Raw genomic sequence first — 22,969 nt, 5'->3', positions numbered from 1 at the left:
AGAGGGTACAACATAAAGGATTCGCTTAAGCGAGTTGATCTGAGATTGAAGGATTAATTACCGGCATCTCGCGTCATTGGCGAGCAGAAAACTCCGCTGGGGATCCCCATGGGTGTGATTAGAAGTGGGTGAGAAAAGTAGTGAAGTCCCGATGGGCTCGGCGGCCGTATGCCGGGCTTTCAGCCCTTGATGCAAGGGGGGATGTTTACCTGGCGTTGTCACCCCAGGCTGGGATGGGACGCACCGTTGGTGCTCAAGCCAGACGAGTCTTCGACCGCATATCAAACCCAACCTGGACTAATGGCCCAGCGTCGAATGGAATTGATCGATGGTTTTGAAGTTCGCGAGCCACAGGCTCAGCACCATCCCAGCCTGGGGTGACAACCCCAGGTTCCCCCACCCCACACCCGCTGAGGGCTGAAAGCCCGTACCTTGGCAGGGCGTTGGCCCCTGGATTCAACCTGGATCAGCCCTTCTCGGGGGGGGACCCCACCCTACTTGGTTTCCCACGGGGGAAGCCCCAAGCGACGCCGACCTTCCGGCGTGAGCCGGTTGGACGACCATTCAGGCGACCATGTTTGCTCCACCAACACCTTGGTCACCCCCGGCACCTTCATGAGACGGTCGCGAATCGGCAGCGAGAAGGTCGGGTGGACGGAAATCGAACCTTGCGAGAAATAAGTCGCCAGCGGCCGCCCGCGATGAGGCACCATCATGACCACGGTCACCACTCCGCCCCGGACGCGCACGTCGTGCACCAGGCCCAGGTCCACAATGTTAAGGTCGGCAGTGTAGAGCTGAGCATCCTTGCAATCCTTCATGGCCTCCCAGAGCAGATCCTTGGAAATCGCCGCCTCGTTGCGCTCCCCCGACCGAGCAAGCCGCCCCAACGACTCCTTCACGGAGATGCCCGCTAGGTTGGTGCCAGCAAGGGCGGTCAGCGGATGCGAGAGCCGCTGGTGCATTCTCTCCCAGGCGGCCAAGCCTTCGGCCTCCTCGAAGGGAGCAACAACATAGGCATTGCGCTGATGAAGCACGGCTCCGGCAGGCACCTGTTTGACCGGCAGCGGATAGCGACTCCACAGCTGACCGTGCCAGCGGTAGTTCAGGTTAGGAACCCCGTTGTGCCTCAAATCCGGCAATCCCTCCGCCCAGTGTTCCAGGAACAGCCCCACGAAGGCATCCTTGGTCTGTCGATTGATCAAGCCCACCCCCCACAAGTCTTCTTGGCTCTTCGCGTCGACGTCGCCAGCGCGGAATCGCCCGTCGGAAGGCATCCAGATCTTCTCAGTAAACGGCTGTCCGGTGAACACCCATTCATCATCTCGCAGGGCCTGGGCCTCGAACGCCTTGACTGCCTTCATGGCGCTCACCTTGTGAAACCAAGGCAAGCCCGCATAGAAGCGGTACTCCACGGCGATGTTGAGGCGACTGGGGGAGAACACCGGATAAACTGGGGAGCGCGGAAAGCCCCAGCGACGAACGATCGTGCAAATCGGACCCTGAATCACTTCGAAGTCAGGACAGGATTCCCAAAGAGAAATCCTCAGCTTTTGAAAGTTGCCGGCGTCGACGTAGTCATGTGCCCAATCGATTCCCGGCGGTTCACCATGCCCTTCCCCGCCGGAGAACAACTCCAGCCCGTGCTCTCGTTTCAAGATGAGACGCTCCAGCTGCCCCGTCTGCCGCGACAACACCGCAAGGTAATGTTCGTTCTCGATGTCCAATCCATATCCCTCGCCCCGGACCTTGAGATCGCTGGGATACAGCGGCAGTTCGGCGTATGGGTTTCCGTGAAAAACGAGGTACGTCGCCTTCTCTCGGGCGATCAGATCGGCCATGAACAGAACCCGGCACAAACGTGCGCCTTCACGCCTGACCTCTGCAAAGACTTGGGAAGGGATCTCCTTCAATGATCCTCCTTGCACCCGGGCAACCCGAATGTCGCGGGTCAAGGAGCTGGACTGCGAAGCAGGAACCGAGATGAGCGCCTCCACCGGCTCGGAGTTGCGATCAAACCCCTGCAGCTCCTCGAGCTGGAGCGCTTGGACATGACTCCAGCCTTGAGCCCAGGTTTGCCAGGCAGATGGCAGTGAACTGACGGGCCGGGCATCCAGGGAGGAGACAACAGGATTTCCGGGATGCTCATCCTCCGCCTGCGCCTGAATCGCGCTGTCGCGAAGTGTATGGGTTAGAGCCCGCACCACCTCGTAGTCGCGGTTCCTCCAGGCCGCCTCGAGCAGCTTGAGCTTGTCCTCAAAACGATCGTTGCGCTCCCAATACCCGACCGGCAGATCCACCGGTTTCGGATCCTGCCCGGCTTCAGCTCCCAAAGAATCGAACCCGAGGAGCAGCAGACTCAAGCACAGTACGCGGCGAACACGCGCCACCGGACGATATTGACGTGGGCAAATCATAGAAAGCTTCGACGACCATGGGCTGCTCGGAGCGCGCTGGCTCACCGTTCCGGGGTCCTCGTGACGGACGGGCCCCGCGGCTAGGCCGGCCCGCCCAACTCGGCTATCGCCTCGCCGGTCGGGAGAATCAGGTTGGGTCGACCCGAGAAATCGGGAATCGAGACCTGCGGAGCGTCGATGCCCAGGTGGCGGTAAATCGTCGCCATAAAATCGCCTGGATGCGCGATGCGCTCGGTCACGTCTTCTCCACGTCGATCCGTCGCCCCGATCACGCCGCCCGTCTGAATACCTCCACCGGCCCACAACTGCGAGAATGCGCGAGGCCAATGATCGCGTCCCGGCTGGACTGTGCCAGCGGCGCCACTGGCCACCCCGCCCCCGCTGCTCGCCACGCGCTCGATGCGGGGAGTCCGTCCGAACTCGCCGGTAACGACCACCAGCACCCGCTGGTCTAGACCGCGGGCGTAGATGTCCTCAATCAGTGCTGTGACCGCCTGGTCAAAATAAGGGAGGCGAAACTGAAGGGCATCGAAGACATGATGATTCACCGCATGATCGTCCCAGTTTCCGACCCGCCCACATAACGGCCCGTCGAACGTCGTGGTGATAATCTCCACACCCGCCTCCACCAATCGGCGGGCCATCAGACATTGCTGTCCCCATTGGTGACGCCCATAGCGATCGCGGATATGGGCCGGCTCCCGACTGAGGTCGAAGGCATCGCGCGCCGCCGGGCTCGTGAGCAGGCTGAACGCCTGGGACTCGAACTCGTCGAGGGCGCGCATCGATCCGGTTTGGTCGACCGCGCGATCCATCTGGTCCAAACGTTCGCGCAACTTCAGACGTTCGCGCAGACGCCCGGCTTGGGACGGATCGCTAAGGCCGATGTTGGGAACTTCGAAATGCGGATCGTTCGGATCCCCGTTCACCATAAACGGGCCGTAGGAAGGATTTACGTAGGCCGAGCCGGCGATGGTAAAATTGTCGTAACGAATGACGGGGTTCACTCCCACGTAGTTCGGAAGAGTGCGGCCGCGCTCCGATCGCAGGTAGTTCGCCACCGTCATCCAGTCCGGGAAAATGGGTTTCTCCTTGTCCTGGGGATCCGGATCCCCCGTGAGCATCTGCAGCGAGCCTGCAGGATGTCCGCCACCGGTGTGGGCCATTGACCGCAGCAAGGTGAACTTGTCGGCAATTTTCGCGTGGCGAGGGAGCAGTTCCGATATCTGCATGCCCGGAACCTTGGTTGGAATCGCGCCAAAGACACCCCGGAACTCGCTGGGCGCATCCGGCTTGGGATCGTAGGTCTCTAGATGCGACGCCCCTCCCCGCAGCCACACCAGAATCACCGCCGTCTTAGGCGAAGCTGCCTTCGGAGGCGTTTGGGCGCGCAACTGAAGCAACCCGGGAAAGGAGAGGGCCGCGAAGCCAGACAGGCCAATCCGCAAGAACTCCCTCCGCTTGAGCGGACCGGCGCACGAAACCTTCTGTCCCACGGTTGAGGAGCTGAGAACCATTCAAATAAGGCCGGGAAAATCCGACCCTGCACCCAAGACGGTCCGGGCCGCACTGAGACCCAGAACCTTGGTGTGAGAAGATAAGGTGGATGCCGGTTGGCTAGCAAACCTAAAACAACAACTTGAGCTGAGCGATCCGGTCACGATCTCGACCCTGCCTCGCCAAGAGTCAATTCATCCCTGCTGCCCGAGACCGCCAGCCGCTTCGAGAGTTCTCGAGCAAGATCATCCACGCAGGGCTCCACCACGAGGCTCCCATGAAAGCCAACCACCGGAACGATCTCCATCCCTTGCGGGGTGTACGGTTTCCACCCCAGGTGATCATCGGGGATCGCACCCAGTGGTTGATGGATAGCTCGAAACAGGGTGGCTCTTCCCGGATAGGGTTTCACCACGTAGTTGTCATAGGCGACCTGGATCCAGTCTTGCATCGAATCCGCCTCCTCAAAGCCCGTCGGCTCTGAGGCGGACCCGCTCACAGTCCTGCCGAAGAGGCGCAGCCGCGGAAGTCCCAGTCGCCGCAATTGTAGAATAAGCTGCTGGAACTTGGTCCGAACATACCCCAACCGGGAGCTGCCGGGGAGCAGTCGGAGATTCAGTGCGTGCAGCTGAAACCGTCGCAGTCCCTTCAGCCATTGGATCTGCAACGTCCCCAGGCTCGCCGGATAACGGGGATACGATGGGCCATAAGTATCCAAAAGCGCGAGCAACCCGACGGTCTCGCCCGTCTGTACCAATTGCTGGGCCATCTCCCAGGCGATCACCCCGCCATACGACGCTCCCCCAAGGTAGTAAGGACCTCTAGGCTGGACCAATCGCATCTCCGCGATGTAGCGCTCAGCCATCTGCTCAAAGGACCGCTTCATCGGTAAACCGGACGCAGTTCGCTCCACCTGGAGTCCATAAAAGGGCTGATCCGAACCGAGTGCATGGGCCAGGTCGCGATAGAAAAGGACATTACCTCCAGCCGCGTGGACACAAAAAAATGGAAGCCGACTCCCCAGAGGCTGGATAGGGACCAGCGAGGACCAACTTCGAACGTTCCCCTGATCCCGTATCCAACTGGCCATCTGGGCGATGGTCGGAGCGCTGAACAGTGTCGCCAGCGGCAAGTTCCAGCCCAGCCGACTCTGAATTCGGCTCACAAGACGGACCGCCAGCAAGGAATGTCCTCCGAGTGAAAAAAAGTCATCATCGAAGGCGATGTGCCGCTTGCCCAAGGTCTCCATCCAGATCTGACGAAGCTGGGTCTCCAACTCCCGCGTGGGACTTTCCGGGAGAGGGCCGATGCGTTCCGGTTGCGCGGAAGGCGCAGGCAATGCGTCCTCGTCGATTTTGCCGCCCGTGGTCATCGGCAGCCGATCCAGCATCACCCAAAACGAAGGGACCATATAGGCCGGCAGACTCCGTTCCAAATCGGCCTTCAAAACCTCTGATCGCAGACTGGTGGCGGCAGGCATCACATACGCAACGAGATGCTGCTCACCGTCGAGCTTCCGCAGCCTGACCACGGCTTGGTAAACACCCGTTGTCTGCATCAAACGAGCTTCGATCTCTCCAAGTTCAATCCGATATCCTCGGAGTTTCACCTGAGAGTCAATGCGCCCCAAGAACTCCAGATTACCATCCTCGCGACAACGGACTAGATCTCCGGAACGGTAAAGGCGCTCGCTTTCCTGCCCGGCAAGGGGGAGCTCGATGAACGCTCTCTGCGTCTTTTCCGGGCTGTTCAAATATCCCCGCGCTAGGCCCACACCCCCGATCAGCAGTTCGCCTGGCACATCAGCAGGAACAAGGCGATCCCAACGGTCGACGATGCGGATGAAGGAGTTTGCTATCGGCCGACCGATGGATTCGCCACCCCGGGGCTTGCCCGCTCCCGCGTCAACATCAGGCTCGAACAGAGTCACGCCGATGGTGGTTTCGGTCGGGCCATAGCAGTCGATCCACCTCACCCCCGGTCCAGCCAACTGCCGCCACCGCGCCACCGACGCAGCGCTGCTCTTCTCCCCCCCCACAATCACCAACCTCACCGATCCGGGCAACGCTTCACCCGAACGCGCCAGTTCCAGAACCCACTCCTGCCAGAACGCGGTGGACAGATCGAGAAGCGAAATGCGCTGTTCGCCAATCAGGTCGGTGAACAGGCGATCGGGAAGAATCCGACCGCGCGGAGCCACGACCAAAGTCGCGCCCGCAAGCCAGGTGGGGAACATCTCCTCAAGCGAGACATCAAAGCTGAGGGAGCAGACCTGCAGGACTCGATCCGCGGGAGTCAAGGCCCAGCAATCAACCATGAACAAGTTGTGGTTTAACAACCCCCGATGAAGCAACTCAACGCCCTTGGGATTTCCCGTAGTTCCGGAGGTGTAGATCACATAGGCCAGCTGATCGGGATCACTGGGCAGGCCTAACGGTTCGGTTGGCTCAGCCGAAATCTGCTGCCAATCCCGATCGATGACGACCTTGATGCCGGAGTATGCAGGCAGGCTGCCGAGCAGCGCGGATTGTGTCACCAAGACCGGCGCGCCACAGTCCAAGATCTGATATTCCGAACGCGCCGCCGGGCTGGCAGGGTCGAGCGGAACGAATGCCCCGCCGGCTTTCCAGATTGCCAGGAGGATCACTCCCGTGTCCATTCCGCGCTCCAAATAGACAACGACTCTCACTTCCGATCGCACCCCCAGCTTCGCGAGGTGTCGAGCGAGCTGATTCGATCGAAGGTCCATCGCCCGGTAAGTCATGGAATCCTCACCGCTGACGACAGCCACAGCCTCCGGCGAACGAGCCACCTGCGCTTCGAAGCGCCGGAGATAACTGAGGCCCTGATACTCCGGCCGGACCGGACCGGCACTGAGAGCCAGCAATTCACCGCGCTCCTCAGGCGGGACCAGGCTGAACTGGCACAGGCATTGAGCAGGCTGCGCCTGGGCCTGTTCCAAAATCCACTGAAGCCGTCGCAAAACCCGATCCGCCCAACCCCGGTGGCCTCGTTGAGAATCGAACTCCAACTTCAACTGGACCCGATCTCCGGCATATACCGACATCGTCAACGGGAAGTTCGTTCGCTCCAGGAGGCTCACGCTCCGTTCCGTCCACATGCCATCATCTCGACGGAGATCCTCCGCCAACTCATAGTTCTCGAACATCAAAATGCTGCCGAAGAGGGAGGCGCCCGGCCGAATCTCACTCCAAGCCTCGATGTCCTCAAGGGCCGCATGTTCGTAAGGCCGCAACTCCTGCCACGCGGCTCTCACCGCACGCAGGAACTCAGCCCAGGGAAGTTCGGGTTGCAGCGCAGTGCGCAGGGGAACCGTGTTGATCAGCAAACCTACCGCACCTTCCCCCGCCGGCAGTCCGGACGACCGACACGATCTCACCACTCCGAAGACGACGTCGTCGTCCCGACTGTACATCTGAACCAGGAAAGCCCACGCCGCCTGGAAAACGTTGTTCAGAGACACCTGGACGGAGGTCGCGTGGGCTCGAAGCGAGTCGCTGAACTGCCGGCTAAGAACCACAGTCGCCTCCCTCGTCCCGAGAGTTCTGCGCGCGCCTTCGGCCGGGTTCAACCAACCAGGAAACTCGTTCGCGGCACGAAACCCGGCGAGCTTCCTCGTCCAAAAGGCCCGGTCTGCATCGCGATCCCGCCGTTGAAGAAACTCAACGTAATCAGCGAACGCCGAACCGGTTTCCACCGTTTTGGTTTCCCCGCGAAGATGCGCTTCATAGATTCCGAACACCTCCTTGAGCAGGACCCGCAGGGATCTTCCGTCGAGCAGGATGTGATGAAACGTGAGCACGAAAACCGAGGCATCGGCACTCAGGCGAAACGTCATGGCCCGAAGCAAGGGAGCCTGAGTGAGATCGAAGCCACGCCGGCGATCCTCCTCCAGAAACCGGTCCAGGCGTTGGTCTCGCTCCAGCTCGGTCATCCGGGAGAGGTCCTCCGCCGCCCACGGAATTTGCGCGACACCGTGGATCACAAACCGTGCATCGGAATTTCCGCGCCATTGAAAACGGCCACCCAGGACTTTATGTCTGCGGATGGCCTCATTCCATATGCTCTGGAAAGCGCACTCATCAGCCACCGCCTCCATCCGGATGACCACCTGCTGAATGTACCCACCCGACTCCGGAGCTAGGACGGAGTGGAACAGCATGCCACGCTGCATCGGGGTCAAAGGATGCTCCGCGGAAAAGGAATCTTCTGGTCGATTCACGAACATGTGATCTCGATGACTATCACGATCCAACCTGGACCGACATCGATAGCCCTTCGATCATATTGGCTTTTCCATCGGCCACTGGAGCCCGATTTGAAGCCAACGCACGCCCCCAGGCTTCATAGGGTCCCGACGCGAGGCAGTCGGCTGCCTTGAATCCGAACCCTCATATCGGCGCTGGAGCAGCCTAACGACTGCCCCACCCCGTGCGCAAACGCAAACCTGACCCATTCCGAGTCAAAACCGCCTCACGGCTGGGCGATCGGCCAGGCGCTGGCGGTGGCAGGCCACGTGGCATGGGAACTGTTGATATGGGTGTGAATGGATGCCACAGCATGCCTGGGAAAGCCCCCCTCAACGGACGGACAAATCTTGAATTCGGCACGGAGAGAGCTGGGCTCCCCCTTCGAGCCGCAGGTACTGCCACCTCCGCCGCGTATCCGACTAGCCCATCTGGCCCGAGAGGCGGCGACGGGATCGCTCGGGACGCTCACTCAACGCCAATACAATCATCGCGAGGACGGTCCCCACTGCGGAGCAGAACTGCTGGCGGTGCTGACGTTCAGTTACGGCACCGGCGTTTACACGCTCGAGCGAATCTGTGAGGCGCTCCGAAATGACGTTTTATTTTGCAGTCTCATCGGACGCCGACATCCCTACCCAGACACCATTCGTGCTTTTCGCCGGCAGGAACGCACGGCACTGAGGAGTAGCCTCAAAATGTTCTTCCAGATGGCCTCGGAGCTGCGGAGGGAACACACCGACCCTGAAATGCCAGCCGAGGAGTGCGCTTGGCTGAAGGCTCTTCGATTGTATGACCCCCTGCCCACGCAACCGGACTCCTTGGAAAAACTGGTGAATGATCGAGTCAACCAAGCCACCTGGATCGATCGGATGATGCTCGACTACTGAACCTGCCAGCGGGTTCGGACCATGACCCGTCTCCTGGGTTTGGGATTCCTGCACTTGGGCTCCTCCATCAGGCGGGGGATTTGGCACGACTTTAATTGCACTGTCGGGCGCCTTTGTGCTTTTTTGTGCGGGTGCACTTCTCGTCACACCCCAGTACCGGCCGGCTCAAGATGCCCTATTTAATCACGGGTCGGTGGTGGCTTTTGATCTTGGGATTCTGCCTGCCGGCGCTCGCAAACGATCAACCCCAGTGGGGAACTCGCTGGACCCGCAACCTCGTGTCACCGGAAACCAGCCTTCCCGAATCTTTCGACGTGAAGACTGGACGAAACGTGCGCTGGGTAAAGCCGCTGGGTACCGAGACACACTCCACGCCGATCGTGGCCAACGGCCGCGTCTACATCGGAACCAACAACGGGCAGCCTCGTGATCCTAAGCATCAGGGGGACCGAGGGGTGCTCATGTGCTTCGATGAGCGGACGGGAAACCTGCTTTGGCAATTGGTCGTTCCCAAACGCGACGAAGATCCGTACCTCGACTGGCCCAAAAGCGGCATTGCTTCCACCGTGACCGTCGAGGACGACCGAGTTTACGTCGTCAGCAACCGAGGGGAAGTCATGTGCCTGGACGCTCGCGGGCTGGCCAATGGAAACGATGGATCATTCCAGGACGAAGCCCGTCACATGACGCCCCGCAACCAGCCTCCGCTGACGCTCGAGCCAGGCGATGCAGATATCCTCTGGCTGTACGATCTTCCATCCCAAGCTGGCACCTGGCCTCACGACGCCGCCCATAGTTCGATCCTCGTCCTGGGCAACCACCTCTACGTCAACACCGGCACCGGGGTCGACAACACCCATAAGAAGATCCGCACGCCCGACGCACCCAGCCTTGTCGTGATCGACAAGCGCTCCGGAAGGCTCGTCGCAAGGGAGCGTCTCGGCATCGCCCCCAACATCTTTCATAGCACCTGGTCATCGCCGTCCTACGCCAAGATCAACGGCCAGCCGACCGTCTGCTTTGCCGGCGGGAACGGCATCGTCTACGGGTTCGAGCCAGCCTCCACCAAGGATGCTGGAACGGAAACCCAGACCTTGAAACTCCGCTGGAGCTTCGATCCCGATCCCAGCGCCCCCAAGCAGGACGTGCATCGCTACAACACCAACCGCCGCGAAGGCCCGAGCAACATCTACTCGCTACCTGTCATTGAGGACTCCCACATCTATTTTACCGTGGGCGGCGACCTTTGGTGGGGAAAGAACGAAGCCTGGCTGAAAAGCATTTCCATCGGCGGGACCGCGGGCAAGGCGGTGGCTGCGGAAGCCTGGTCCTACCCGCTGAACCGCCACAGTCTGTCCTCGCCCGTACTCTATAAGGGTTTGATCTTCACAGCGGATTGCGGTCGCATGATCCATTGTGTTGAGGCCAAAACCGGGAAGAGTTGCTGGACCCACGAAGTCAAGGGGGAGATGTGGGCTTCTCCCCTGGTAGCAGATGGAAAGGTCTACCTGGGAAGCCGTCGGGGAGACTTTTGGATCTTCAAGGCATCGCGTGACAAGCAGGTCCTGGCTACCGTCAACCTCGATAGCCCCATCAGCGCCACCGTGACTGCCGCCAACCGCACGCTCTATGTCGCCACCATGTTCCAACTCTATGCGATACGTGCCGACTGATCCGTCCCGCAGGAGCGTTCCCCTGCTCCGCCCCATCACGGGCTGGCTGCTCGCCGTCGGCGCGCTCCTATTCAACCTGGTGGGCGTTCCCGTGGGGCTCAGCGCCGACACCACGGCGTCCGGCTCCACTTCTTCGACCAACGTTCTCCCGGTCGTGGTGCCGGTGGAAGGCTCCCCTGCTCCCCAGTCTCCGGGCCCGGCGACTCCTCCGCCACTTCCGACCCCGCTCCCTGAATGGAAGCTGGAGCTGATGTTGGAGGCGCCGACTCTGAAACATCCCTCGGTTGTTTGCGTGGCCCCCGATGGGCGCGTCTTTGTGGCTGAAGACCCCATGGACATCAGCACCGACCGGGCTGATGAAAAAAAAGGTCGGATTCTGTGCCTTCACCCCGGAGGCCGAATCACGACGTTCGCGGACTCGCTCTATGCCGTCTTTGGGATGAAGTATCTCGATGGAAAGTTGTATGTGCTGCACAACCCCAAGTTCAGCGTGTTTCTGGACGATGGAGACACCGGTAAAGATCGGGTCGACCTCATTGAATCGACCAATCCCGAACCATGGGCGAAGGATTGGAATGATCACGTGCCGGCGAACTTCACGCTGGGGATGGATGGCTATTTCTATGTCGCGGTGGGCGACAAAGGCTTGTATGGCGCGGTTGGACGGGATGGCCGGAGAATCGACATGCATGGAGGGGGAGTGGTCCGGATCCGACCGGATGGGACCGGGCTGGAGATCTTCGCTACGGGGCTGCGCAATATCATGGATGCCGCCGTCAATGAGGAGGACGAGGTGTTCACCTACGACAATACCGACGAGAAACAATGGATGTCCCGGCTCTCCCACATCGTGGAACGCGGCTTCTATGGCTATCCCTATGACTTTAATCCTCGCCAACCCTACATCCTGTGGTGCATGGCCGACTACGGTGCTGGAGCAGCCACCGGAGCGTTCGCCGAGACCTCTGGAGTATTGCCCGGGCGATATGAAGGCGGGCTCTTCCTGGCAGACTTCGGAAAACGCCAAGTCACCCACGTGCGCTTGGCTCGTAAGGGTGGCACTTACGAGGCCCTGGACCCGCTCGATCTCTTCCCGAATCCGCCGGCCGACTTTCGTCCCGTCGGGATCTGTAGTTCCACGGACGGGACCGCGATCTACATCTGCGATTGGCAGCACCGGGACGACAAGGAGAAGGTGACGGTTGGACGACTGTTCAAGCTCACCCATCAGACGCCAAAAGAGGCCTGGCCAACGCCCCCTTGGTATACCCCAGCCGCCTCGGGTAAACTGTTCGAGGCGGAAACCTCAGAGTTGCTGCTGGCATTGCAGCATCCCTCGCGGGCCATTCGGCTCACCGCCCAACGGCGTCTGTCCGAACGCGGCAACGACGCCATACAACCTTTGATCGATCTGTTGGAAGAACCTCGCGTGAAGGGGATCACGCGATGCCACGCGATCTGGGCGTTGGATGCCATCGATGAAGGGGAAGCGGGTCGCGCTGCCATTGTGCGATCGATCTACAGCCTGGATCCCGCAGTGCGTCGTCAAGCCGTTCGCCAACTAGGGCTGCGTCGGGTCCACAGCGCGCTCTCAGAGTTCATCGGCCGATTGGAGGACGAGGAGGCTTCCGTTCGGTTCCTCGCCGCCACTGCGCTGGGGCGTTTGGCCGATCCCCTGGCTATCCGACCTCTTCGCGGCCTGCTGGAGGCGGAGCCCGGAGATGAGTGGGTGCGGTTTGCAGCCTTCACCGCCCTCAACGCCATAGGCCGTGGGAATCCCTCCGTTTGGCCGCGCTTGGTAGCCGGGCTGAATCACCCTGAGTCCCGGAGCCGCGAACGGAACGCCCTGGTGTTCCGCGAAACCTTCGACCTAGCATTGGTCGGGGCATTGAACGAGGTTGCCACCAATCGCGCATTCCCTGTTATGGCACGACAGCAGGCCATCGCTTGTCTAACACCCCTCCATCGGCAGGCCCCCGTCTGGAAGGGAGAGTGGTGGGCCTATCATCCAGTCAATCAACCACCGCCGGCGCGAACCGTGGAATGGGTAGGCACCCCCCTCGTTTCGGCAACTCTCCAGCAGCTCTTGCGCGATCCTGAGGAGTCTCTCCGAAAGCTGGCTCTGGCGGGGATCGGAACCGCTGGAGTCACGAACGGCGCTGCGGCCGTGCGCAACGCGCTGGATCGTGAGCGAGATCCGGAGTTCAGGAGGCTGATGCTGGAGACCTTAGGATTGCTGCGCGACAAACAGGCGGTGTCGTTGATCCTGAGTCCGCTACGAGGGCAACTCGTTCCGACCAACCTGGCTCTGACGGCTCTGTCGGCGGCCCAACTGGTCGGCAGCCCAAGCAACGAGGTCACATCGGCCTTGGCCGCCGGAATCGGTCGCTACCTCGACCAAGAAGCTCCGCCCCCCATCCTCGCTATCGGGGCGCTTCAGGCGCTGGCCACACTCAAGGATCCAGCCTCGATCCCTTTCATCTACCGCCGCCTGAGCGACACTAATTCGGAGATCAGCATCGCTGCCATCCAAGCTTCCGTGCAAGTGGGTGGCTCGAACAGCTGGATTGAAGCCCGCTTGGAGGATCCCCGGATTCCCATTCGTCTCGCGGCCCTCAACGCCTTGGGTTCAGCCAAGGCTCGAGTCTCCATCCCCGCCATGCTCAAGGTCGCGGAGGACCCTGCGCTGCGCGACGAGGCCATTCGCTCCCTCACCGCCATGCCCGACGTCAAATGCCTCGATCTCTTTACGAAAGAGATCAACCACCAGAATCTGGGCATTCGGGAGGCCGTGCGACGCGGCCTGCGGGCCATCCGGGATGAGGCCGGCGTGCTTAACAACCTCGAGGCTCAGGCCGATAAATTCAGCGACGATCAACTGTCCGCGCTCCGCAAGATCTATGAGGATCATCCGACCGCCACTCGCGGGAAACTGTTCACGCTTCGCCAGAGCGAGAAAAGGCCGGAGGACTATCTCGATCACGTGCTCTCCCACACGGGCGATCCCCTCAAGGGAGCAAGAGTGTTCGCCAACCCGAATGGCCTGGCGTGCATCAAATGCCATCGTGTCCAAAACCAAGGCGGTGACATCGGCCCAGACCTGTCGCAGATCGGGTCCCAGTTTGACCGAAAAGCGTTGGCCGAGTCCGTGCTTTGGCCCAGTCGGGTGGTCCGAGAGGGCTATCAGCAGCTGGTTCTCGAGCTGAAGGATGGCGAGTCGGTTGCGGGCCTGATCAAAGGGGAATCCGCCGAATCGATCACTCTGCGAGACCTCGAAGGGAAGAACCGAATCGTGGCCAAGACTGACATCCAGGAGCGTAGCTCGAGCGCGTTGTCGATGATGCCTGAAGGACTACATGCCTTGCTGAGCCTGGACGATTTCGCCGATCTGGTCGCCTATCTGGAGAAACTAAAATGATGACACTGAGGCACTGGCCGTTCATTCGAAACCTGGTGCTGCTGTGGCTCGTGGTGGTCCCCCCATCACCCGCGGACCTCCAAGCCCAAAGTCAGCCGTACCCCGCCATCGACGAACTGCTCCCCAAAGTGATCGAACGCGCCAAGCGATCAAGAAAATCCCCTGCCGGTTACGACTTCACCCGCATCAAGACCACCACTCATTACGACTCGGACCACGAGGTGATCAAGCAGGAGGAAAAAGTCTACCGAATCACGGAGAAAAACGGCAAGCCCAAGGCTGAATTGCTGAGCAAGAATGGAGAGCCGCCTCCCGTGCGCAGCCCCAAAGCAGAATCGACTGAGCCTAAGCCGCGCACGAGAAGCCCGAGCGGTGACCGATCCCAGGGGAATGACTCGCTGCTGCATCAGATCAACGACGACATGGTGAAACGATTCCAGTTCTCGATCACCAATCGGGAGGTTCTCCAAGGTCGTTCCACCTTGGTCATCGAGGTGCGGCCGCGAAAGGATGTCAAAATCAGCTCCACCGAGGAGGAGGTTCTCGCGCGTGTCGGCGGAAAAATCTGGGTCGACGAAGAGGAGCATGAAGTCGTGCAAGCCCATATCAGCCTGCAAGAGACCCTCAAGATAGGTTGGGGCGGGATGTTGGGGGCCTTGCGGGAATTACGCTTCTCCGTTACCCGCTCACGCATCGCTGCTGGCATATGGGTGAACTCCGACACAGATCTCTGGCTTCATTTCCGCCAGCTATTCAGCGCCAAGCGCATCGAGGTGACGGAGAAGGTCACCAATGTGACGCCTACCGGACTGCAGATCCCAACACCCGGGGGACCCCCCGTACCTGCTGCTCCCGAGGAGAATCGGTAGGGCCCTACCTCGGCTCGTCACTAAGGTAGGGCGAGACTTGATCGAGGATCGATCCGATTGAGCTTATAGTTCCGATCTGCTCGAGCCCACTCCTGCCCCAGGCTGTGGGTAACAAGCGGGCAACTCCGCAAGGGCAACCACGTGTTCGCCAACCCTCGGCTCTCCGCGCGGCAACCCCCCGTCTTAAAAAATCCTGGCCGACAGGCCGTTCCCTGGATGACCATGCCCCCATGACCGTCCGTGTCGCTTCACTTAAATCGGCGGAACAGTTTCGCGCACACTGCCAGAGCCTGGGAATCGAGATCCCATGCGATGATTCGATCCTAACCGGCGCAGACTCTCCCTTGACGCAGCCCCTGTCGAATGGGAGCCTCAATGGCAAAACACCTTCGAATCGCTGGGTGATTCACCCGATGGAAGGCTGGGATGGAACGACGACCGGCGGAACGACCGAGGAGGTGCGCCGCCGCTGGCAGCGGTTCGGACTCAGCGGAGCCAAGCTCATTTTTGGCGGAGAAGCAATGGCGGTGCGTGCCGACGGCCGTGCCAACCCACGCCAGCTCATCCTCACCGAAGAAAACCGCCAGGACATCACCGAACTGCGCCACCTGCTCATCCAGGCGCACGAATCACGCTACGGCACCTCCGAGGACTTGCTGATCGGGTTTCAGCTGACTCACTCTGGACGCTTTTGCCGGCCGGAAGACCCGAAACGATGGCAGCCCAGAGTGGCCTATCGACATCCCTTGCTCGACTCACGTTTTCAAGTGACCCAGGAAAATCAGGTCTTCACGGACGAGGAGATCGAGATCCTCATCGCAGACTATGTTAAGGCCGCGCGACTCGCTCAGGAAATCGGAGCTGACTTCGTCGATCTCAAACACTGCCACGGCTACCTGCTCCACGAGTTTCTGGGAGCGCACACACGGCCGGGTCGCTTCGGGGGCAGCTTCGAGAACCGCACCCGAATTCTTCGAGACATTGTCGCCGGCATTCGCCGGGACGGGAACCCGATTGGCCTGGCGGTGCGGTTGAGCGCCTTTGATCTGGTGCCGTTCCGGCCGGATCCCAACCAATCTGCCCCGGGAAAACCTGGACCGGGCATCCCGGAGTCGTACGCCACCTGTTTGCCCTACCGCTATGGCTTTGGGATCAACGTGGACCATCCGACCCAGCCAGACCTCACCGAGAGCCATCGCTTCCTGGCTCTTTGCGGTGAGCTGGGAATCCGCCTGGTCAACTTGAGCGCGGGTTCACCTTACTACAACCCACACATCCAGCGTCCAGCGTCCTTTCCGCCCAGCGACGGCTACCTGCCTCCCGAGGATCCACTGGTAGGCGTCGCCCGCCAAGTCCATGCCGTTCGAGAGCTGAAGGCGCAGGCCCCTGCAGGCATGACGCTGATCGGCACGGGTTACAGCTACCTGCAGGAGTATCTCCCCCAGGTCGCCCAGGCGACAGTGCGCCTGGGATGGACCGACATGATCGGGTTGGGCAGGATGACGCTGAGCTACCCCGACATGCTGGCGGACGCAACGCTCAAGGGGGCGCTCACGCCCAAACTGATCTGCCGCACATTCAGCGACTGCACCACGGCACCCCGTAACGGATTGATCAGCGGCTGCTACCCCCTCGATAAATACTACGCACAGAAGCCCGAAAACGAACAACTCAAGGCGCTTAAGAAGCAACCTCGGGCTCAATAGTCCAGCTCGGGTTTGAACCCTCAAGCAACGGGCCAAACCTGCCGATGGATTACCCATGACCATCAACGGGTCGTATCCATCAACGGTTCTTGGAAACCTGGATCGAGCGGGAGGGCAAGCGAGCGACGCAGGCGTTGCACTCCTCAAGAAAGCTCAAGATCAGGCGAAAGTGCAGGCCGAAGCGCTCATTCAGGGTCTGGAGGAGTCCACTTCCGCCAGCTGCCCCAACGGATGTGGGCAGCACCTCGATACTTACGCCTAGCCGGCCTATTTGGCCATGGCCACTTCCACGTTGTCGTCCTTCGGCTTGGTGGTCTCAGCCGGGGGCGGCACGAGCGCTTTGCCACCTCCGTCGTTCCCATCACCCTTGGTGAACTTCACACTCACAATACGGCTAACCCCCTGCTCTTGCATCGTGACTCCGTAAAGCACATCAGCCATGCCGATGGTTCGCTTGTTGTGAGTGATGATGATGAATTGCGAATGGTCGAGGAAGCGTTGAAGCACCCGGATGAAGCGATTGATATTCGACTCGTCCAGAGGTGCGTCCAACTCGTCCAGAATGCAGAAGGGGCTCGGCTTGACCTGGTAGATGGAGAACATCAGCGCCACGGCGGTCATGGTCTGTTCACCACCCGATAGCAGAGTGATGCTCTGGAGTTGCTTGCCCGGAGGGCGAGCCACGATGTCGATCCCGCTTTCCAGCACGTCGTTGTCATCGACCAGGATCAGATCCGCTTTGCCACCCCCGAAGATCTCCACGAACATCGCCCGGAAATTGTCGCGGATCTGGTTGAAAGTGGCCACGAACATCTCGCGGGTCTGGGTGTTGATCCGCGACAGAACTTCCAGCAACTGTTCCTTGGCTTTGACCAAGTCGTCGTTCTGCTGAGTCAGGAACTGGAAGCGTTGCTCCGTCTCCTCATACTCCTCAATCGCAACCAGATTGACCGGACCAATTTCGTCGAGGCGCTTCTGAAGCGCTTGGACCTGCTCTGCAACCTGCGCCCAATCCGTCCCCACTCCCGACGCGGCCATGTCCTCGGGCGTCAAAGTCTCGACCCGCGCCGGCCCCTCCTCGGCAAAGGTAATCTTGATGCATTCGCTCTGAACGTCGTCGAGGTTCAGTTGATATTTCTGCTGGATGCGCTCGCGGAGATTCTGCACCGCCATGGTCTTCTGCGCCAACTCAACTTCGATCGTCCCGCGCTGGTGCTGAGCATCGGTCAGTTGACGACGCTGATCCCGCAAGGACTCCTCGCTGGTGCCGATGACCGCTTCCTGGGACTGCTTTTCGTGGAGCAACTGCGCCGCCTTTTGGTTCACCTGCTCGCGTTCGTGCTGGAGGGTGATGATATGCCGGCGAGACTCCTCAATCTCGACTCCGTATTGCTCATGTCGGCTCCCAAAACTTCCAATCTCCTGCTGCCGCTGCTGAATCAGCTGCCCCAGCTCCCGCAGTCGCTGCTCGAGGGGCTGCTTTTGTTGGCGCAAGGACACGCTCAGCTGTTCGTCCGAGGCCAGGAGCACCTTCGTCTCGGTAAGGCTTGTGTTGGCGTGCTCACGGCTTTGCCGCAACTCCTCGACCGCCTGACTCAGGGTCAGGACATCTTCCTGGGAGGTTTTCTCCTGCAATTCCAGCTCCGCGGCTCGCGCGGCCATGGCCGACCGCTTTTCAGCGCCTTCTTGATCATGAGCCGAAAGGCTCTGGATCTCGTAGACCACGGTCTCAATCTTCTGGTGGAGCATGCGGAGGGAATTATGCAGGGCGTTCAGTTCTCCCTGATGCGTTGCCACGGCAACCTCATGCTCGCGCAGTTCAGTCTGAGCTTCCTGCAACCCCGCCTGCAACGCGGTCTGCTCGCTCACCAACGCGCCCTTCGCCCGACTGGACTCGTTCGATTCCTCGAGCAACCGCGTCATCGCGGCTTGCAGGTCGGCGATCTGGTTTTTTCGACCCAGAATCGAGGCGGCCGCTTTCCCGGCGGCGCCGCCGGCTCCACCGGTGTAAACGCCCTGGCGGGCGAGCACCTGACCATCCGCCGTCACAAAGTCCCAGGCGCCCTGGCTGGCCCGCCAAGCGGCAGTGGCAGCAGCGAGATCGGTCACCACCCGTGTTCGTCCCAGCAGCCGCCGCAACAGAGGCCGGACGCTCTCGTCCGCCTGAATGAGATCCAGGGCCAGCACCCCCAGGGAGGCGTCGGCCGGATCGGTCGGCGGAAAGGCTTCCTCGGGCGCCAAGAGCGAAAGCTCCAGCGCCGCAATGCTCGCACGCCCCCGCTTGTTGGAAGCGAGATCGGCAAGAATTTGCTCTGCGGCTTCCGGCTTGTCCGTAATCACCAACTGCAAGTGGTGGCCCAAAGCGGTCTCGATCGCGGCGATGTGCTCGGTCGGCACTTGAATCCGGTCGGCCAGGGAGCCAAGCACCAGGTGGGTCTGTTTCAACGCCGCGAGGCTTCCTCCGCTGAACCCCTCATGGTCGGCGGCCAGCTGTTCGAGCAAGTTGAGCTTGGAGCGTGTCTCGGCTTGCTGCCGCAGCACCCCGTCCAGCTGATGGGACACCTCATTGATCGATTGCTGGACCTCCCTGAGGCGTTGCTGGCGCTCCTCGACCGTGCCCCGAGTCGTCTGAACATTCAGCCGGAAGGTTTCGACGTTTCCATGGAACTCCTGAAGACGCTGCTCCAGGCGGATTCTCTCCTCCTCCAGCTGAACCTTTTCGGCCGACAGCTTTTCGAGGCGGATGATGTTGCCCTGTTTGAGCAGGTCGAGGGAGTTGATCTCGTTGCGGACGCGGGACATCGCTTGGGCAGCAGCGAACGCCTTGGATTGCTCCTGTCTCAGCGCGTCCTGCTTCGCGATCAAGCTGGCCTCGATGGCTTGCACCGCCTCTTGCCGCTGGGCAAGGGTCTGACGATGCTGAATCAGCTTGTCGTTGGACTCCTCAAGTCGTTGCTCCAGGATTTCCAGCTCCGCCTGCGACAGGCGCACTCGCTCCTCTGCTTGCGCGATCTCATTCAGCGCCTTGCCATGATGCTCCTGAAGTTCCAAAAGCCTCTGTTCGTTAAAGTGGATCCGGCTTTCGTTGCGCTCGACCTGGCCCTTCAGCTCAATCCCATGTTGCTGCGTGCGGCTGATCTCCTGCTCCAGCTCGGATAGCCGGCTGCGCAGCTGGAGGATCTCGTCCTCACAACGGAGCACCTCTTCAGAGCTACGTTCGATCTGGGTCCGCAGGCCCTCACCCCGCTCGGCTCGGGCTTTAATCTCCGTTTGCAGGATGTCAAACTGATGCCGGGCGAGCTGGGTATCCAGATGCTGCAACTCCGTCATGAACTGCTTATACCGCCGAGCTTTGCCAGCCTGACGCTGCAGGGATCCAATCTGACGTTTGACCTCCTTAATCAAGTCCTGAACGCGAAGGAGGTTTTGATCCGTGTGATCCAGTTTCCTCAGAGCCTCCTTCTTCTGGGCCTTGAACTTGGTGATCCCCGCCGCCTCTTCGAAGATCAACCGCCTATCCTCGGGCTTGCTGGAAAGGATCTGGGTGATGTTCCCCTGGGCCATGATGCTGTAGCTGCTCCGGCCAACACCCGTCCCCATGAACAACTGCTGGATATCCTTCAGCCGACACGGAGTCTTGTTCAGAAAGTACTCACTGCCCCCATCTCGGAACACCCGCCGGGTGAGCGTGACCTCGTCATAGGGTATCTCAACCCCGGCCGCCTTCAGATGCTCGTCGTCCACCCCGCCGATGGTGAGGGAGACCTCGGCCATGCCGAGAGGTTTACGTGAGTCGGTGCCGTTAAAAATAACATCCGCCATCTCGCCACCGCGCAAGGCCTTGGCCGATTGCTCACCTAGAACCCAACGGATGGCGTCCGATACATTGGACTTGCCGCACCCGTTCGGTCCCACGATGGCAGAAACCCCCGGCTGGAAGTTCAGGGACGTCTTGTCAGCAAAGGACTTAAAACCTAATACCGTCAGGTTTTTGAGATACATGTCGAGTCAGAGTAAATCCCAGGAACCCGCCCTGAGTAAAGATCAAAGCCACAAGATATGGTGGAAAGTTATTCACAACCCTACAACTAATGGGTGGAAGTTTTTACCCACCCAGCAATTACCATCCGGATCATCTGCAGGGACAGGCCTCCATCCGCCAGTGGGTTACAGGAGGGACAGGCCTCAATCCGCCGGTTGGTTACACGGTTGGTTACAGGAGGGACAGGCCTCACATTTCTCTCCAAGTCTACAGTGTTCGATCTTTCCTTATCCTTAGCTTTAAGGTATGGTGATTTAGTGAGAACAAACGTGTCGGACATCTTCAACGAACATGGGCAGCCCATTGGGGTTCCGTTGCCCGATTGGCATCCCCCCGCTCACCCGGACCGCGATACCTTAAGGGGCCGGTTCTGCCAACTGGAGCCGATCAATGTGAAGCGACACGCCGCCGAACTTTACTACGCTTTGACCAGCGAAGGCGACTCCGGCTTGTGGACCTACCTGCCCTATGGGCCCTTCCCCAACTTGGCGAGTTACATGCAGTGGGTCGAATTCGTCAGCAAACAGGAGGATCCTCAACTCTACGCCATCATTGATTTCGAAGAACTCAAGGCCGTGGGGGTGGCTGGTTATCTGCGAATTGCTCCCGAGCAAGGATCTATCGAGGTCGGACACCTGTGCTACTCTCCAGCCTTGCGCCGAACCGCGGCCGCCACAGAGGCGATGTTCTTGTTAATGCAGCGCGCATTTGCCCTCGGATACCGCCGCTACGAATGGAAATGTGACTCGCTCAACGCGAATTCATGTCGAGCGGCCTTAAGACTAGGGTTTAAGTTCGAGGGAACCTTCCGCCAGGCGACGGTCTACAAGGGAAGAAACCGGGATACATCGTGGTTCTCCATCCTTGATAGCGAATGGCCGGCCATACGAGCCGCGTTTGAGGAATGGCTAGATCCCTCGAACTTTGACGTCGCGGGTCAACAAAATCTAGGTCTCTCTGCCATCACCGCCGAGCTCCGCAGCCGAGGCGCGCTGGCGTCACGCCAGCCCGCGCTTCCGCAGCTCAACTAACGTCCAATCGTATTCCGCCACCAGCTGATCCACGACGCTCCGCCGCTTCAACTCAGCAGGCATGACCTCCCAAGTATAGGTCTCCATCTCGAGGTGCGTACATAGCCCGGGATGGGTTCCCAACCAATCCAGGGCCTCCTTGAGATGATCTGAGGTCGTCTGAAACAGGGCAGTAGGACCGCTGTGGAGAGGTATGTGAAAATGGATGCGCCACTCATCGGTCAAAGCCGGCGGGAGGTGGTTGTGACCCGCCAACGCTACGTCAAGATCTCGGTAACGGGTGATTTCACCGCCCGCGGATCGAGCGACCACCTGATGAAAGTATGTGTCGTCCGCGAACTCTCGCAGGGCCTGGCGCACCTCTGGATTTGGGGACACACGAAGCGCTGAACTCAGGTGCAGTTTGCTGATCCGAATACCAGACTGCTTAAGCTTCTCGAGCGACAAGCCGGCGGATTCAAACTCCACGGCCAAATGGCAGCAGTCATAGTTCACACCGAGATGTTCCCTCAAACGCAGATCGCCTGGACGATCACGCTGCATCCGATCGAAGAAAGCCACGGTCTCAGGGGTCGTTTCCAGATGGCACAGGGGCTCAGGTTCTAGCCCCAGATGCAGCCGTCGGCCCCATTTGCGAGAGGCCTTTTCGACGGACTCAACACACTGCCACAGCTTGCTGCGCGCAGCGGCTTCCTGGCGTGGTTCCTTCATGAACTCCTTGAAGCTCACCGGCACCGTGCTCACGCTTCCCTCCACACCGTCCGGAACCAACTGCCCCAACACGTCGAAAAGGAGGCAGGTATAGTCAAGTCGTTCTTGGGTTGTCCAGTCCGGCGCATAGACCTGCTCTTTCACGCGGGTGCCGTGGAACTGCCCGTAAGGAAAACCGTTGATTGTGAACACGTAGCAATCGTGGTCATCCAGCCACCGCCGGAACCCAGCCAACTGCCCCGGGTCGGCCAGTTCGCGAGCAGCCTGCACCCCCAACCTTAACCCGATCGCGTAAGGAACCCGGGGAGCCACTCGCTCTCGGACGGCAAGCGTGTAGTGCTGAAGGTTGTGAAAGGTCTCCGCCCAGTTCTCCCCTCGATGGATATTGGTGCAGTAGGCCAGGTGTAGGCCATGTTTCAGTTTCATGAAAGGGTGGTCCTCCTGATG

The 22,969-nt window shown here is 60.1% G+C and carries 12 protein-coding genes; 7 read left to right on the top strand and 5 right to left on the bottom strand.

Annotated elements, in window-relative coordinates:
* Positions 1-494 precede the first annotated feature (494 nt).
* From JNN07_17750 to JNN07_17740, 3 genes are all read right to left on the bottom strand, one after another.
* The gene (locus JNN07_17750) at positions 495-2,417 is read right to left on the bottom strand and encodes a hypothetical protein (protein MBL9169589.1); all 1,923 of its coding nucleotides are present in this window, start codon (positions 2,415-2,417) and stop codon (positions 495-497) included.
* An 80-nt stretch (positions 2,418-2,497) separates the two neighbouring features.
* Positions 2,498-3,934 (bottom strand): DUF1501 domain-containing protein, encoded by a 1,437-nt coding sequence (locus tag JNN07_17745; protein MBL9169588.1) that lies wholly within the window; start codon positions 3,932-3,934, stop codon positions 2,498-2,500.
* Positions 3,935-4,074: 140 nt separating this feature from the next.
* Positions 4,075-8,163 (bottom strand): amino acid adenylation domain-containing protein, encoded by a 4,089-nt coding sequence (locus JNN07_17740; protein MBL9169587.1) that lies wholly within the window; start codon positions 8,161-8,163, stop codon positions 4,075-4,077.
* 318 nt (positions 8,164-8,481) lie between these two features.
* On the opposite strand from JNN07_17740, the gene JNN07_17735 reads away from it, so the two are divergent.
* From JNN07_17735 to JNN07_17710, 6 genes are all read left to right on the top strand, one after another.
* Positions 8,482-9,072, top strand: a complete 591-nt coding sequence (locus tag JNN07_17735) for a hypothetical protein (GenBank protein ID MBL9169586.1) — start codon at positions 8,482-8,484, stop codon at positions 9,070-9,072.
* A gap of 170 nt (positions 9,073-9,242) precedes the next feature.
* Entirely contained in the window at positions 9,243-10,745 is a 1,503-nt protein-coding gene (locus tag JNN07_17730; GenBank protein MBL9169585.1) for a PQQ-binding-like beta-propeller repeat protein, read from the top strand.
* Positions 10,726-14,163, top strand: coding sequence for a HEAT repeat domain-containing protein (locus tag JNN07_17725; protein MBL9169584.1), 3,438 nt, complete (start codon positions 10,726-10,728; stop codon positions 14,161-14,163). The genes JNN07_17730 and JNN07_17725 overlap by 20 nt, the downstream gene beginning before the upstream one ends.
* On the top strand, positions 14,160-15,032 hold the full coding sequence (locus JNN07_17720) for a hypothetical protein (protein MBL9169583.1): 873 nt from the start codon (positions 14,160-14,162) through the stop codon (positions 15,030-15,032). Before JNN07_17725 ends, JNN07_17720 begins: the two co-directional genes overlap by 4 nt.
* A 230-nt stretch (positions 15,033-15,262) precedes the next feature.
* Entirely contained in the window at positions 15,263-16,738 is a 1,476-nt protein-coding gene (locus JNN07_17715; GenBank protein MBL9169582.1) for an NADH:flavin oxidoreductase, read from the top strand.
* Positions 16,739-16,793: 55 nt separating this feature from the next.
* Positions 16,794-17,000 (top strand): YjfB family protein, encoded by a 207-nt coding sequence (locus JNN07_17710; protein MBL9169581.1) that lies wholly within the window; start codon positions 16,794-16,796, stop codon positions 16,998-17,000.
* A 5-nt stretch (positions 17,001-17,005) separates the two neighbouring features.
* Here JNN07_17710 and smc read toward each other — a convergent pair whose 3' ends face one another.
* Positions 17,006-20,740, bottom strand: coding sequence for a chromosome segregation protein SMC (gene smc, locus JNN07_17705; protein MBL9169580.1), 3,735 nt, complete (start codon positions 20,738-20,740; stop codon positions 17,006-17,008).
* A 354-nt stretch (positions 20,741-21,094) separates the two neighbouring features.
* Here smc and JNN07_17700 point away from each other — a divergent pair, with 354 nt between their 5' ends.
* A complete protein-coding gene (locus tag JNN07_17700; GenBank protein MBL9169579.1) occupies positions 21,095-21,811 on the top strand; it encodes a GNAT family N-acetyltransferase in 717 nt (238 codons plus the stop codon).
* On the opposite strand, the gene eboE is transcribed toward JNN07_17700, so the two are convergent.
* The gene (gene eboE / locus JNN07_17695) at positions 21,779-22,948 is read right to left on the bottom strand and encodes a metabolite traffic protein EboE (GenBank protein MBL9169578.1); all 1,170 of its coding nucleotides are present in this window, start codon (positions 22,946-22,948) and stop codon (positions 21,779-21,781) included. The genes JNN07_17700 and eboE overlap by 33 nt on opposite strands.
* Positions 22,949-22,969 lie beyond the last annotated feature (21 nt).

The sequence above is a fragment of the Verrucomicrobiales bacterium genome (assembly GCA_016793885.1).
Taxonomy (GTDB): domain Bacteria; phylum Verrucomicrobiota; class Verrucomicrobiia; order Limisphaerales; family UBA11320; genus UBA11320.
The sequence above is the reverse complement of the archived record's forward strand: the minus strand, read 5'-3'. Positions and strand labels throughout refer to the sequence as shown.

Excerpts from the sequence above, each read along its gene's own strand:
- JNN07_17715 (MBL9169582.1), top strand. The coding sequence starts at position 15,263 with ATGACCGTCCGTGTCGCTTCACTTAAATCGGCGGAACAGTTTCGCGCA.
- JNN07_17720 (MBL9169583.1), top strand. The coding sequence starts at position 14,160 with ATGATGACACTGAGGCACTGGCCGTTCATTCGAAACCTGGTGCTGCTG.
- JNN07_17740 (MBL9169587.1), bottom strand. The coding sequence starts at position 8,163 with ATGTTCGTGAATCGACCAGAAGATTCCTTTTCCGCGGAGCATCCTTTG.
- JNN07_17710 (MBL9169581.1), top strand. The coding sequence starts at position 16,794 with ATGACCATCAACGGGTCGTATCCATCAACGGTTCTTGGAAACCTGGAT.
- JNN07_17725 (MBL9169584.1), top strand. The coding sequence starts at position 10,726 with ATGCGATACGTGCCGACTGATCCGTCCCGCAGGAGCGTTCCCCTGCTC.
- JNN07_17745 (MBL9169588.1), bottom strand. The coding sequence starts at position 3,934 with ATGGTTCTCAGCTCCTCAACCGTGGGACAGAAGGTTTCGTGCGCCGGT.
- JNN07_17750 (MBL9169589.1), bottom strand. The coding sequence starts at position 2,417 with ATGATTTGCCCACGTCAATATCGTCCGGTGGCGCGTGTTCGCCGCGTA.
- eboE (MBL9169578.1), bottom strand. The coding sequence starts at position 22,948 with ATGAAACTGAAACATGGCCTACACCTGGCCTACTGCACCAATATCCAT.
- JNN07_17730 (MBL9169585.1), top strand. The coding sequence starts at position 9,243 with ATGCCCTATTTAATCACGGGTCGGTGGTGGCTTTTGATCTTGGGATTC.
- JNN07_17735 (MBL9169586.1), top strand. The coding sequence starts at position 8,482 with ATGGATGCCACAGCATGCCTGGGAAAGCCCCCCTCAACGGACGGACAA.
- smc (MBL9169580.1), bottom strand. The coding sequence starts at position 20,740 with ATGTATCTCAAAAACCTGACGGTATTAGGTTTTAAGTCCTTTGCTGAC.